The following is a 13,806-nucleotide window of genomic DNA, read 5'->3' on the forward strand; positions in this document are numbered from 1 at the left end:
GGATGGCTAAGAAGGGGAATGTATTACAACAACTTGGGTCTTTAATTGGACTAGCGCTAATTATTGTAGTAATTACGGCTTTAAATCCAGCGTTTATTGAAATTCCAAATTTATTTAATATACTGCGTCAAGTATCGATTAATGCGCTTATTGCATTCGGAATGACCTTTGTAATTTTAACAGGGGGTATTGACTTATCGGTAGGTTCTATTTTAGCATTATCAAGTGCACTTGTTGCTGGAATGATGGCAAGTGGCATGGACCCGTTCCTTGCGATGGCAGTTGGATTATTAGCTGGTCTTGTAATGGGAATTGTAAACGGTATCATCATAGCGAAGGGAAAAGTAGCTCCATTTATTGCGACTTTAGCAACAATGACTATTTTTCGCGGGTTGACGCTTGTTTATATGGACGGACGTCCGATCACTGGTCTTGGTGATCATTTAATGTTCCAAATGTTTGGCCGCGGTTATTTTCTTGGTATTCCAGTACCAGCTGTTACAATGATGATCGCTTTCGCAGTGCTGTACTTCATTTTGAAGAAAACGACATTTGGTCGCCGTACATTTGCAATTGGTGGAAATGAAGAAGCAGCAGCATTATCAGGTATTAATGTTACGAGAATTAAAGTAATGATTTACGGTCTTTCCGGAATTTTGGCAGCGCTTGCAGGTATTGTCTTAACATCACGACTAGATTCTGCACAGCCGACTGCAGGTACTTCTTACGAATTAGATGCAATTGCAGCAGTTGTATTAGGTGGAACTAGTCTTTCTGGGGGAAGAGGATGGATTGTTGGTACATTCATCGGTGTACTTATTATCGGTGTACTAAATAACGGTTTAAATTTATTAGGTGTATCTTCTTTCTTCCAACAAGTTGTAAAAGGACTTGTAATCTTACTAGCTGTATTAATTGATCGCCGAAAAGAAGCGTAATGGAGGGACAGTTCATGAAGAAATGGTTACTTATACTCGTTGCATGTATTATGGTCATTACTGCTGGTTGTTCAATGGAACCACCAGAATGGGCAAAGGATTCTAGCGATAAAGGTCGAAATAAAACTATTAAAGTTGGATTCTCTGTTTCAACTTTAAATAATCCCTTCTTTGTAACTTTGAAAAAAGGTGCAGAAAAGAAAGCGAAAGATAGTGGTATTGAATTGATTGCTGTTGATGCACAAAATGATGCAGCAAAGCAAACAAATGATGTTGAAGATTTAATTCAAAAAGGTGTCGATGTAGTTGTTATTAATCCAACCGATTCAGATGCTGTTGCTTCAGCAGTAAGTGCGGCAAATGCAGCGAATGTCCCTGTTATTACAGTAGACCGCGTTGCAAATTCAGGTAAAGTTGTTTCTCACATTGCCTCTAATAACATTGAAGGTGGTCAAATGGCTAGTGATTACATTCGTGAATTAGTCGGCGAAGGAGCAAACGTTGCTGAGTTAGAAGGAATCCCTGGTTCTTCTGCTGCTCGCGAGCGCGGGAAAGGATTCCATAACGTAGCTGATAAGTCTTTAAAAGTAGTTGCTAAACAAGCGGCTGATTTTGATAGAGCGAAAGGATTATCTGTTATGGAAAACATTTTGCAAGCGAATAGCGACATTAAAGCCGTGTTTGCGCACAACGACGAAATGGCATTAGGTGCACTTGAAGCATTGAAGTCTGCTGGAAAAACAGATGTAGTGGTGGTTGGATTTGATGCAACTGAAGATGCTGTGAAAGCGGTTAACGATGGGCGTATGGCTGCAACAGTTGCTCAAAAACCGGAATTAATCGGAGAGAAGGCGATGCAAACAGCAAAAGAGATCACGCAAGGTAAAAAAGTGGACAAATCTATTCCGATTGAATTAGAGCTTATTAAGAAAAACAAATAAATATAAAATGAAAATTAGGAAGGAAGAATAACAAATGAAATTCTTTATTGATACAGCAAACATTAACGAAATTAAAGAGGCAAATGCATTAGGCGTATTAGCTGGAGTAACGACAAATCCATCACTTGTAGCAAAAGAAGGCGTAGACTTCCACGAGCGCATTCGTGAAATTTGCAACGTTGTAGAAGGACCTGTAAGTGCAGAAGTAATTAGCTTAGAAGCAGATAAAATGATCGAAGAAGGAAAAGAGTTAGCGAAAATTGCTCCAAACGTTGTTGTAAAAGTTCCAATGACGACAGAAGGTTTAAAAGCAGTAAAAGCGTTCTCTGACTTAGGAATTCGTACAAACGTTACATTAGTGTTCTCAGCAGTTCAAGCATTACTTGCAGCTCGTGCTGGTGCAACATATGTTTCACCATTCTTAGGTCGCTTAGATGATATCGGTCATAACGGTATGGACTTAATTCGCCAAATCGCAGAAATCTTTGCAATTCATGGCATCGAAACAGAAATTATCGCAGCATCTGTACGTCACAGCGTTCACGTAACTGACGCAGCATTAAATGGTGCACATATTGCAACAATCCCAGCAAACGTAATTGCTTCATTAGTGAAGCACCCACTAACAGATCAAGGAATTGAGAAATTCTTAGCTGATTGGGAAAAAACACAAGAGAAATAATAGAAAATCAAGAATCCTAGTTTAAGTGACTAGGATTCTTTTTTTGCATTTAAAAGAATTTTCATGCAATTTTGCATATTGTCTTTTAAATTTGTTATATAAACTATTTAATATATACAAATCACTCTTTATTTTTCATATTTTGATATAGACAGATAGAGAGTCTGACCAGAAAACTGGAGGGCATGATTCTATAACAGAAAGCTTAATGTTTATAGAATTATGCCTTTTTATATAGGGAGGGCAGAAAGTAGAGCTTTTGATTTAAATGCACTTATTTATCCCACTTTAATGGGCAGTAAGACCCCCACCTCAAAATTCAGCGAAAGCAAAAAAGTTAGGTGAGGGATCAACTGCCCATAAAAGTCCGATTGGTTCAACTAATAATCAGTGGGGGATGAAGAAAACCCCCACTGATTTAAGTTTCACCTTATCTGAATTTTAAGTTTTATAAAAGGAGAGAAATAGAATGAGAAGAAAAGCGCCACTTAAAGTGTTATCGTCATTAGCAATTGCGGCAATTATCGGATGTACATCTGTAATGAGTGCTCCATTAGCGTATGCAGAAACGCCAGCAAAAGAGAAAGAAAATGTGTCTACAACACCAATTGATTACAATTTAATTCAAGAAGATCGTCTAGCGGAAGCGCTGAAAGAAAGAGGAACAATTAATCCAGCATCTTCTAAAGAAGAGACGAAAAAGGCTGTAGAGAAATATATTGAAAAGAAACAAGGAGATCAGGCAAATAAAGAAATTCTTCCAGCGGATACTGCTAAAGAGGCATCTGATTTCGTGAAAAAAGTAAAAGAGAAAAAAATGAAAGAAAAGGAGAAAGTAAAGAAACCTGAAAAAAATGTTAGCTCTGAGCAAAAGCCTGAACCAAATAAAAAACAATTGAATGGACAAGTTCCAACATCTAAAGCAAAGCAAGCGCCATATAAGGGGTCTGTTCGAACGGATAAAGTATTAGTATTACTCGTTGAATTTAGTGATTATAAACATAATAATATCGATCAAACACCAGGGTATATGTATTCGAATGACTTTAGTAGAGAGCATTATCAAAAGATGTTATTTGGTAATGAGCCGTACACATTATTTGATGGTTCAAAAGTAAAAACGTTTAAACAATATTATGAAGAGCAGTCTGGCGGTAGTTATACGACTGATGGATATGTAACAGAATGGTTAACTGTTCCAGGAAAAGCATCTGACTACGGTGCTGATGGTAGCAGTGGTCATGATAACAAAGGTCCAAAAGGCGCACGTGATTTAGTGAAAGAAGCTTTACATGCAGCTGCTGAGAAAGGTTTAGATTTATCTCAATTTGATCAGTTTGATAGATATGATACAAATAGTGATGGAAATCAAAATGAACCTGACGGTGTAATTGATCATTTAATGGTAATCCATGCTGGTGTTGGTCAAGAAGCTGGTGGTGGTAAATTAGGCGATGATGCTATTTGGTCACATCGTTCAAAATTAGCAATAGATCCAGTAGCAATTGAAGGGACAAAATCAAAGGTAGATTACTTTGGTGGCAAAGTAGCAGCACATGATTACACAATTGAACCAGAAGATGGAGCAGTAGGTGTATTTGCGCATGAATTTGGACATGATCTTGGCTTACCAGATGAATATGATACGAAATATACTGGAACTGGTTCACCTGTCGAAGCTTGGTCATTAATGAGTGGAGGTAGTTGGACAGGGAAAATTGCAGGAACAGAGCCAACTAGTTTTTCACCACAAAATAAAGATTTCTTACAAAAGAATATGGGGGGCAACTGGGCAAAAATTTTAGAAGTAGATTATGATAAAATTAAGCGTGGTGTAGGAGTTCCTACATATATTGATCAAAGTGTTACGAAATCAAATCGTCCAGGCGTTGTACGTGTTAACTTACCAGGCAAAAGTGTTGAAACGATTAAACCGGAGTTTGGAAAGCATGCATATTATAGTACAAGAGGCGATGATATGCATACAACATTAGAAACACCGTTCTTTGATTTAACAAAAGGAACAAATGCAAAGTTTGATTATAAAGCAAATTATGAGTTAGAAGCAGAGTGCGATTTTGTTGAAGTTCATGCAGTAACAGAAGATGGAACGAAAACATTAATTGATAGACTTGGAGAAAAAGTAGTCCAAGGAGATAAAGATACAACAGATGGAAAATGGATTGATAAATCATATGATTTAAGTCAATTTAAAGGGAAAAAAGTGAAACTACAATTCGACTATATTACAGATCCGGCTGTAACATATAAAGGTTTTGCGATGGACAATGTAAATGTAACAGTTGATGGACAAGTAGTATTTTCTGATGATGCAGAAGGAACAGCTAAAATGAATGTAAATGGTTTTGTTGTTTCTGATGGGACAGAGAAAAAAGCTCATTATTACTACTTAGAGTGGAGAAATTATGCAGGGTCAGATAATGGATTAAAAGCAGGAAAAGGTCCAGTGTATAATACAGGTCTTGTCGTTTGGTATGCAGATGATAGCTTTAAAGATAACTGGGTTGGGGTGCATCCAGGTGAAGGATTCCTTGGTGTTGTAGATTCGCATCCAGAGGCACTTGTTGGCAATTTAAACGGAAAACCAACTTACGGTAATACAGGTATGCAAATTGCAGACGCAGCATTTTCATTTGATCAAACACCAGCATGGAGTGTAAATTCATTAACACGTGGACAGTTTAACTATTCTGGATTACAAGGCGTTACAACTTTTGATGATTCAAAAGTATATAGTAACAAACAAATTGCAGACGCAGGAAGAAAAGTTCCGAATCTTGGACTTAAATTCCAAGTTGTTGGACAGGCAGAGGATAAATCAGCAGGCGCTGTTTGGATTAAACGTTAATAACAGAAAAGCACATTCTTCATATGAAGAATGTGCTTTTGAATTTGTACAGTAAGTTATTATTTTAGCTTATGTAATACAAGTGTCTGTTTATATGTAGTGTATCAAATTATGTAGGGAAAGGAAATATTTCCGAGGAAATTGTCGAAGTATCGTTGGTATTGATACACTTTTTTTGTAAAAGAAGAAATGTAGTATTGCCTTTACAGTTTAATTTATTTACATTGTTACTTGGCTATACACAAAAGTAATATATTCGGCAATAAAAGAGCGCTACTTGGATAGTGCTCTTTTTATGAATAGAAAGGAGTGAGTAAAATGAAAGAAGTAATTGAATGTCCACAGTGTGAAGGGAATATTACTGCGCAACATATTATGGATCTCCCGCATCCTTTTTCATTCAGGTGTCCACATTGTAAAGTGAGGCTAAAAGAAATGAGGATCACACCGTGCTTAATATTAGCAGCAATTTGTATAATCCCACTGTTTATTATAATTGGAGAGAGTATTAAGGAATTATTAGTAAAGTATTTTTCTATTATAGACGATGTACCAACTGTACTTATTTTCTTCTTGTTTTGTTATCCATTGTATTATCTCTATGAAAAATATAATGCCATTTTGTTTATTAAATACGGCTTATTGAAAGTTAAAAGTTGAATAGAAGTTTATCATTAAAAAAAGACAATGATGGAATTATCCTATCATTGTCTTTTTTATTTTGTCTTTGCCTTTTACTTTGCTTCTTACGTAAATCATACCGGCAAATGTTAATAAGAATGCAGTTCCAATAACGAAGCTGACGCTAGGGGATGCCCCGATTGCTCCAACTGTAAAGGATCCAGCAACAACTCCTAATGAGAAGAAAGCATAAAACAATCCGAATGCTTTTCCACGTTTATCATCTGTCGTATTTTCAACCAGTAATGCGTTTATCGATGGGAAAAGGATAGCGAATCCAATGCCATAAATCATCATAACGATAAAGAGCATGCCTTTTGTTGCGAATAATCCAAGTAAAGATAATGCTAATGCCATTACTGCAATACCAATTAACATTAGTTTTGAACGATTAAATCGATCGTAAATACGATTTGTTGGCAGTAAGAAGAAGAGGATAGCGGTAATGCCGAATACACTTAACATCATGCCTGTTGTAGATGCTTTAAGTGCCAATGCCTCAACTTTCACTGGTAACATATACGTGACAATTCCTTGTGAAAACATGAGTGTGAAAGCACCAATATATGCCTGTAATAAAGGTTCTGATTTCAATAGTTCAAACATATCTTCTTTGTTCATCATTTGTGTTCTTGAAGTATCTTTTCTTGATACGTTATTTGGTAAGAAGAAGAGAGATACGATTGTACCAAGAACCATTAAAATAGAAATGGTAATGAACACCCACTCTATACCGGCAGTTGCTTTCATAATCCCACTGAAAGCAGGTCCTACAATTGCCGCTGTTCCAACTGCAGCCCCAGATAGAGCCATTGCCTTACCTTGCTTTGCTACATTTGTTTGTTTTGATAAAAACGTAAAGGCAGCAGGAATTAAAAATCCGTCACTAAAGCCATGCATAAAGCGCACAACTAATAGTTGTTCACCACTTTGAACAACAGTGTATAACAAGACTATGAAACTCGTAAGTCCCATGCTTATATAAAGTATTTTTTTTGCACCAAATTTATCGACAGCAGCGCCAGCAATAATATTACCGATCATATTAGCAAATGAGTACATGCCGACAACTAGCCCAATAATAAGAGGGGATCCTCCAAGACTTTGAGCGAACGTACTCATAATAGGTAATTGTGAAAATGTATCTAGAAACGCTACGATAACAATAAAGTAAATAAAATATTTCAAGCGATATTCACCTCTCCTATGCTATTATGGCATAATGCTAATTTCAACCGCAATGAAATTGAATTAACAGATGTGGAAAAAAGTACAAAGTGACAAAATATTGAACGTTATTTGTTAAAATTTAGTGGAAATGAGATTGTTTTTTTGAAATATATGGATAGAAGTATTATAATAGATTTGTAAACTTCACCAGGTTAAGTATATACATAGAGAGGGATGTATAAAATGAAAGCATTACTTTGGCATAATCAACGTGATGTAAGAGTAGAAGAAGTACCAGAACCAACTGTAAAACCAGGAGCAGTTAAGATTAAAGTTAAATGGTGTGGTATCTGCGGGACAGACCTGCATGAATATTTAGCAGGACCTATTTTTATTCCGACAGAAGAGCATCCATTAACACATGTAAAAGCACCGGTTATTTTAGGTCATGAGTTTAGCGGTGAGGTAGTTGAAATCGGTGAAGGTGTTACATCTCATAAAGTGGGAGACCGCGTCGTTGTAGAACCAATTTATTCTTGTGGTAAATGTGAAGCTTGTAAACATGGACATTACAATGTTTGTGAACAACTTGTTTTCCACGGTCTTGGCGGAGAAGGCGGCGGTTTCTCTGAATATACAGTAGTACCAGAAGATATGGTTCACCATATTCCAGATGAAATGACGTATGAACAAGGTGCTCTTGTAGAACCAGCAGCAGTAGCGGTTCATGCAGTACGTCAAAGTAAATTAAAAGAAGGGGAAGCAGTAGCAGTATTTGGTTGTGGTCCAATTGGACTTCTTGTTATCCAAGCAGCTAAAGCAGCAGGAGCAACTCCTGTTATTGCAGTTGAACTTTCTAAAGAGCGTCAAGAGTTAGCAAAATTAGCAGGTGCGGATTACGTATTAAATCCAGCTACTCAAGATGTATTAGCAGAAATTCGTAACTTAACAAATGGTTTAGGTGTAAATGTGAGCTTTGAAGTAACAGGCGTTGAAGTAGTACTTCGTCAAGCGATTGAAAGTACAAGTTTCGAAGGACAAACTGTAATTGTTAGTGTATGGGAAAAAGACGCAACAATTACTCCAAACAATCTTGTACTAAAAGAAAAAGAAGTGGTTGGTATTTTAGGATACCGTCATATCTTCCCAGCTGTTATTAAATTAATTAGCTCTGGTCAAATTCAAGCAGAGAAATTAATTACGAAAAAAATCACAGTGGATCAAGTTGTTGAAGAAGGATTTGAAGCACTTGTAAAAGATAAAACACAAGTGAAAATTCTTGTTTCACCTAAATAATATAGAATAGTAAAAAGTAGCTCTTTTCTAGAAATAGAAGAGGGCTACTTTTTTTCTATACAGAAAGGTGATAGACTTTCCTGTAACTACAGGTATTTTGTTTGGAAGGGGAAGTCTAATGCTTTCATTTATGTTGACATTGAAACGGATGCTAAAAGCTTGTTTACGAGCGTGGAAAGATAAAGAATTTCAAGTATTATTCGTATTAACATTTTTAACATTAACATCTGGTACGATTTTTTATAGTACAGTTGAAGGATTACGTCCTCTTGACGCTTTATATTTTAGTGTGGTTACGTTGACGACTGTCGGTGATGCTAATTTTAGTCCGCAAACTGACTTTGGAAAGATATTTACAATCTTATACATATTTATTGGGATTGGATTAGTATTTGGATTTATTCATAAGTTGGCAGTTAATGTACAACTGCCGAGTATATTATCGAATAGAAAAAAAGAGTAAAGCATGTGGATGCTTTACTCTTTTTTTACATTAGTTTAGATAAGCCTTAATAATAGTTTATTAAAATGAAAGTGTATTCATTCATTATATTCACTGTGTATAAAGTTATAATGATATGAAAATCTGCATATTTTAATTTAGTGATAGAAATTTCGTGAAAGGTGGGATATTCTAGTCATAGGTTAACCGGACGACATCATAGGATCCTAACAAAAAGTTTACAATAATTCGATTATAAAATGGAGGATTTCAGATGAAAAAGAAAGTACTTGCTTTAGCAGCAGCTATTACAGTAGTAGCTCCGTTACAAAGCGTTGCATTTGCTCATGAAAACGATGGGGGAAGTAAAATAAAAATAGTTCACCGCTGGTCTGCTGAAGATAAACATAAAGAAGGTGTAAATTCTCATTTATGGATTGTAAACCGTGCGATTGATATTATGTCTCGCAATACAACACTTGTAAAACAAGATCGAGTTGCACAATTAAATGAATGGCGTACGGAGTTAGAGAACGGTATTTATGCTGCTGACTATGAAAATCCTTATTATGATAATAGCACATTTGCTTCACATTTCTATGATCCAGACAATGGAAAAACATATATTCCATTTGCAAAGCAGGCAAAAGAAACTGGAGCTAAATATTTTAAATTAGCTGGTGAATCATATAAAAATAAAGATATGAAACAAGCATTCTTCTATTTAGGATTATCTCTTCATTATTTAGGAGATGTAAACCAACCGATGCATGCAGCAAACTTTACAAATCTTTCGTATCCACAAGGATTCCATTCTAAATATGAAAACTTTGTAGATACGATAAAAGATAATTATAAAGTAACGGATGGAAATGGATATTGGAATTGGAAAGGTACAAATCCAGAAGATTGGATCCATGGAGCGGCAGTAGTGGCGAAACAAGATTACTCTGGAATTGTAAATGATAATACGAAAGATTGGTTCGTAAAAGCAGCTGTGTCACAAGAATATGCAGATAAATGGCGTGCTGAAGTTACACCGATGACAGGTAAGCGATTAATGGATGCCCAACGTGTTACTGCTGGATACATTCAGCTTTGGTTTGATACGTACGGAGATCGTTAAGGATTTAAAAAAGGTCAAATCTCACAATAGAGTATTTGACCTTTTTATTAATATACACATGGAGGTATGGAACGTGAAAGGTAAATTGCTAAAAGGTGTACTTAGCTTTGGGATTGGTTTAGGAGTTTTATATGGAGGATCTTCAGCTCAAGCAGATACGTCTACAGATCAAAACAACACTTTGAAAGTGATGACGCATAACGTGTACATGCTATCAACTAACTTATATCCGAATTGGGGACAAAGTGAGCGTGCTGATTTAATTGGGGCGGCAGATTATATTAAGAATCAAGACATTGTCATATTAAATGAAGTGTTTGATAATAGTGCTTCAGATCGCCTTTTAGGAAATTTGAAGAAAGAATACCCAAATCAAACAGCTGTATTAGGTCGTAGTAACGGAAATGAATGGGATAAAACGTTAGGTAGTTATTCATCTTCAACTCCTGAAGATGGGGGCGTTGCAATTGTGAGCAAATGGCCGATCGTTGAAAAGGTTCAATATGTATTTGCAAATGGATGCGGGCCGGATAATTTATCGAATAAAGGATTTGTATACACGAAAATTAAGAAAAATGATCGTTTCGTTCATGTAATTGGGACGCATTTGCAGGCTGAAGATAGTATGTGCGGAAAAACTTCACCTGCATCTGTACGTACAAACCAGTTAAAAGAAATTCAAGATTTTATTAAAAATAAAAATATACCAAATGACGAGTACGTCCTATTTGGTGGTGATATGAATGTGAATAAAATAAATGCTGAGAACAATAGTGACTCAGAATACGCATCAATGTTCAAAACATTGCACGCTTCTATTCCATCTTATACAGGACATACAGCAACTTGGGAGGCAACGACAAACAGTATTGCAAAATATAATTTCCCTGATAGCCCTGCCGAGTATTTAGATTATATTATTGCAAGTAAAGACCATGCGAACCCGTCATTTGTAGAGAATAAAGTGTTACAACCGAAATCTCCACAGTGGACTGTTACATCATGGCTCAAAAAATATACGTATGATGATTATTCTGATCATTATCCAGTAGCAGCAACTATTTCTATGAAGTAGTCCTAAAAAAGTTTCTTCTTAAATAGGAAGAAACTTTTTTATTTTGTAGAGGAGATTCCAACTTTCTTTCCAATATGTATAAGACATATAGAGAAGAGGAGAGAAAAAATGTGGATCGAGGAATTTTTAAAGAAGTTCCATTACCGTGTGCATTTTTGGATGAAGTAGCTTTAGATAGAAATATTCAATTGATTATAGAATTAAGTGGCAATAAGAAGATTCGTATAGCGAGTAAATCGTTACGTTCTGTTCCGGTTATGCAAAAGATTTTGGCTGCAAGTGATCGATTTCAAGGTATCATGTGTTTTTCACCTAGGGAAGCTTTGTTTTTAATTGAACAAGGATTCAATGATTTATTGCTCGGATATCCTGCTTATGATGAAAGAGCGTTACATGAAATAAGTTTGCTAACAAAGCAAGGGCTCATTATAACTTGTATGGTGGATTGTGAAGATCATATTGTTTATTTAGAAAAAATTGCTGAGAAGTCTAAAGGATGTTTTCGTGTTTGCTTAGATATTGATATGAGTAGTCTTTTTTTTAAGTTCCATTTTGGGGTCAAAAGATCACCGGTAAAAGATGTGCAAGGTGCTTTGAAAATAGTAAAAAGGTTGAAAGAATCATCATTTTTAATACTAGATGGTGTAATGGGATATGAAGCCCAAATTGCTGGGGTAGGAGATCACATACCGAATCAACGAGCGAAAAGTAAAGTGATTTCATATTTAAAAAAGAAATCAGTGTTAGAAGTTAAAGAAAGAAGAGGACATATCGTAAAAGAAATACAAAATCTAGGTATTGAACTAAGGTTTGTAAATGGGGGAGGCACAGGAAGTATAAAAACAACTGAGCAAGATCATTCAGTTTCAGAGATTACAATAGGTTCGGCTTTTTATGCCCCGAAGCTGTTTGATTATTATAAAGAGGTGCAATTTCATCCGGCTGTCGGATTTGCTTTACCAGTTGTGCGTAAACCAGCCCCAACAATTTACACTTGTCTAGGTGGCGGATATATTGCCTCAGGCGCAATTGGGAAAGATAAAGAACCTGAGATTTGGAGGCCGGGTGGTGCAAAACTATTAGCTTTAGAAGGCGCTGGTGAAGTGCAAACACCGATTTTCTATAACGGTGAGGAACGAGTAGAGATAGGAGATTGTATCTTGTTTCGCCATAGTAAAGCTGGAGAATTATGTGAGCGGTTTCCGTTTTTATATCGTGTGAAAGAAGGAGAGATTATTGGGGAGTATTCAACATATCGGGGGGATGGCCAATGCTTTCTATAAAGGGACAAAAATGGAGAAATTGGACAGGGAATGTAGAAGGAACACCGCATTATACGATGTATCCAGAAAGTATACAAGATGTAGTAGAAGTTATAGAGCTTGCACGAAAAGAAGGGAAGAAAATTCGCGTTGTCGGTTCAGGACACTCGTTTACCCCTCTTGTGCAGACGGAAGAAATTTTAGTCTCTTTAGATGAATTGAAAGGTATTGTGAATGTTGATGCAGAGAAGATGGTTGCCGAAGTATGGGCAGGAACAAAGTTACATGAGCTAGGGAAGTTACTTGAGGAAAAAGGTTATGCGCAAGAAAATTTAGGGGATATTGATTCGCAATCTATTGCAGGAGCAATTAGTACGGGGACGCATGGAACGGGTATTACCTTTGGAAGTTTATCAACACAAGTTATAGAGATTACGGCAGTTTTATCTACAGGTGAGAGTATAGTTTGTTCGGAAACGGAGAATGTACAATATTGGAGAGCTTTTCAGTTGTCGCTTGGAATGTTAGGTATCATTGTAAAAATAAAACTGAAGGTTATTCCAGCCTATTCACTCGTTTATAAAAGTGAAAAACAGTCATTATCTACTGTAATGAACAAGCTAGAAGAATATAAGAAGAATCGCCACTTTGAATTTTTTGTTTTTCCTTATTCAGATGAAGTGCAAGTGAAAGTTACAAACGAAACAACGGGTAAAAAAAGTGATTTGAAATGGCATAAACTAAAGGTAGAGTTACTAGAAAATAAGATGTTTTCTTTGTTATCTAAAGGATGTAAATGGTTTCCTTCTATAAGTAAAGGAGTAAGTCGATTATCTGCTAAAGCTGTACCGAATACAAAAATAATTGGTCCGAGTTATGAAGTATTTGCTACATCGCGTGCGGTTCCATTTTATGAAATGGAGTATAGTGTTCCTTCAAAGTATATGCAGGCCGTTGTAGAAGAAATTTCAAATCTTATTGAAAAGAAAAAGTATAAAGTACACTTCCCAATTGAATGCCGTTATGTGAAAAGGGATGACATATGGCTCAGTCCAGCGTATGGAAGAGATTCTGCGTATATAGCTGTTCATATGTATAAAGGTATGAAGTATGCTGCTTATTTTGGTGAGGTGGAGAAAATTTTTCTAAAGTATGAAGGACGCCCGCATTGGGGGAAAATGCATACGTTAACGTATGAAAAATTACAAAATATATATCCAGAATTGCATTCGTTTCTAAAGGTGAGGAAATTATTAGATGAAGCAGAAATGTTTTCAAATCCTTACACAGAAAAGTTATTTACGATTATGAAAAAAAGCTGACA

General features: G+C 36.0%; 12 protein-coding genes. 11 read left to right on the forward strand and 1 reads right to left on the reverse strand.

Translation table 11 applies throughout. The annotated features are described in order from the left end of the window. The first annotated feature begins 2 nt into the window (after window positions 1-2). From MR147_RS20375 to MR147_RS20395, 5 genes are all read left to right on the forward strand, one after another. A complete protein-coding gene (locus MR147_RS20375; protein WP_001074633.1) occupies window positions 3-938 on the forward strand; it encodes an ABC transporter permease subunit in 936 nt (311 codons plus the stop codon). 14 nt (window positions 939-952) lie between these two features. Continuing rightward, window positions 953-1,879: a ribose ABC transporter substrate-binding protein RbsB gene (gene rbsB / locus MR147_RS20380; RefSeq protein WP_000758976.1), complete on the forward strand. Its 927-nt coding sequence runs from the start codon at window positions 953-955 to the stop codon at window positions 1,877-1,879. A 34-nt stretch (window positions 1,880-1,913) separates the two neighbouring features. Continuing rightward, window positions 1,914-2,561, forward strand: coding sequence for a fructose-6-phosphate aldolase (gene fsa, locus MR147_RS20385; protein WP_000667661.1), 648 nt, complete (start codon window positions 1,914-1,916; stop codon window positions 2,559-2,561). Between the two features lie 469 nt (window positions 2,562-3,030). Next, window positions 3,031-5,430 carry a M6 family metalloprotease immune inhibitor InhA2 gene (gene inhA2 / locus MR147_RS20390; protein ID WP_074607356.1) on the forward strand — a complete coding sequence of 800 codons (2,400 nt, stop codon included), beginning with the start codon at window positions 3,031-3,033 and terminating at the stop codon, window positions 5,428-5,430. Window positions 5,431-5,748: 318 nt separating this feature from the next. After that, window positions 5,749-6,090: a hypothetical protein gene (locus tag MR147_RS20395; protein WP_061131319.1), complete on the forward strand. Its 342-nt coding sequence runs from the start codon at window positions 5,749-5,751 to the stop codon at window positions 6,088-6,090. A gap of 36 nt (window positions 6,091-6,126) precedes the next feature. On the opposite strand, the gene MR147_RS20400 is transcribed toward MR147_RS20395, so the two are convergent. Next, the gene (locus MR147_RS20400) at window positions 6,127-7,299 is read right to left on the reverse strand and encodes an MFS transporter (RefSeq protein WP_074607354.1); all 1,173 of its coding nucleotides are present in this window, start codon (window positions 7,297-7,299) and stop codon (window positions 6,127-6,129) included. Window positions 7,300-7,524: 225 nt separating this feature from the next. Between MR147_RS20400 and bdhA the strand changes: the two genes are divergently transcribed. The 6 genes from bdhA to MR147_RS20430 all read left to right on the forward strand — a co-directional run bounded on the left by bdhA (window position 7,525) and on the right by MR147_RS20430 (window position 13,804). Continuing rightward, window positions 7,525-8,577 carry a (R,R)-butanediol dehydrogenase gene (gene bdhA / locus MR147_RS20405; RefSeq protein ID WP_000645822.1) on the forward strand — a complete coding sequence of 351 codons (1,053 nt, stop codon included), beginning with the start codon at window positions 7,525-7,527 and terminating at the stop codon, window positions 8,575-8,577. A 118-nt stretch (window positions 8,578-8,695) separates the two neighbouring features. Then, window positions 8,696-9,040 carry a potassium channel family protein gene (locus tag MR147_RS20410; protein WP_000948234.1) on the forward strand — a complete coding sequence of 115 codons (345 nt, stop codon included), beginning with the start codon at window positions 8,696-8,698 and terminating at the stop codon, window positions 9,038-9,040. Between the two features lie 253 nt (window positions 9,041-9,293). Next, on the forward strand, window positions 9,294-10,145 hold the full coding sequence (gene cerA, locus MR147_RS20415; RefSeq protein ID WP_000731013.1) for a phospholipase CerA: 852 nt from the start codon (window positions 9,294-9,296) through the stop codon (window positions 10,143-10,145). A gap of 58 nt (window positions 10,146-10,203) precedes the next feature. Further along, the gene (sph, locus tag MR147_RS20420) at window positions 10,204-11,220 is read left to right on the forward strand and encodes a sphingomyelinase C (protein ID WP_242304658.1); all 1,017 of its coding nucleotides are present in this window, start codon (window positions 10,204-10,206) and stop codon (window positions 11,218-11,220) included. A 110-nt stretch (window positions 11,221-11,330) separates the two neighbouring features. Next, window positions 11,331-12,503 carry an amino acid deaminase/aldolase gene (locus tag MR147_RS20425; protein WP_074607351.1) on the forward strand — a complete coding sequence of 391 codons (1,173 nt, stop codon included), beginning with the start codon at window positions 11,331-11,333 and terminating at the stop codon, window positions 12,501-12,503. Continuing rightward, window positions 12,491-13,804, forward strand: coding sequence for a D-arabinono-1,4-lactone oxidase (locus MR147_RS20430; protein WP_074607347.1), 1,314 nt, complete (start codon window positions 12,491-12,493; stop codon window positions 13,802-13,804). Before MR147_RS20425 ends, MR147_RS20430 begins: the two co-directional genes overlap by 13 nt. Window positions 13,805-13,806 lie beyond the last annotated feature (2 nt).

This window comes from Bacillus cereus group sp. BfR-BA-01350 (assembly GCF_022663775.1).
In the GTDB taxonomy this organism is placed as follows: domain Bacteria; phylum Bacillota; class Bacilli; order Bacillales; family Bacillaceae_G; genus Bacillus_A; species Bacillus_A paranthracis.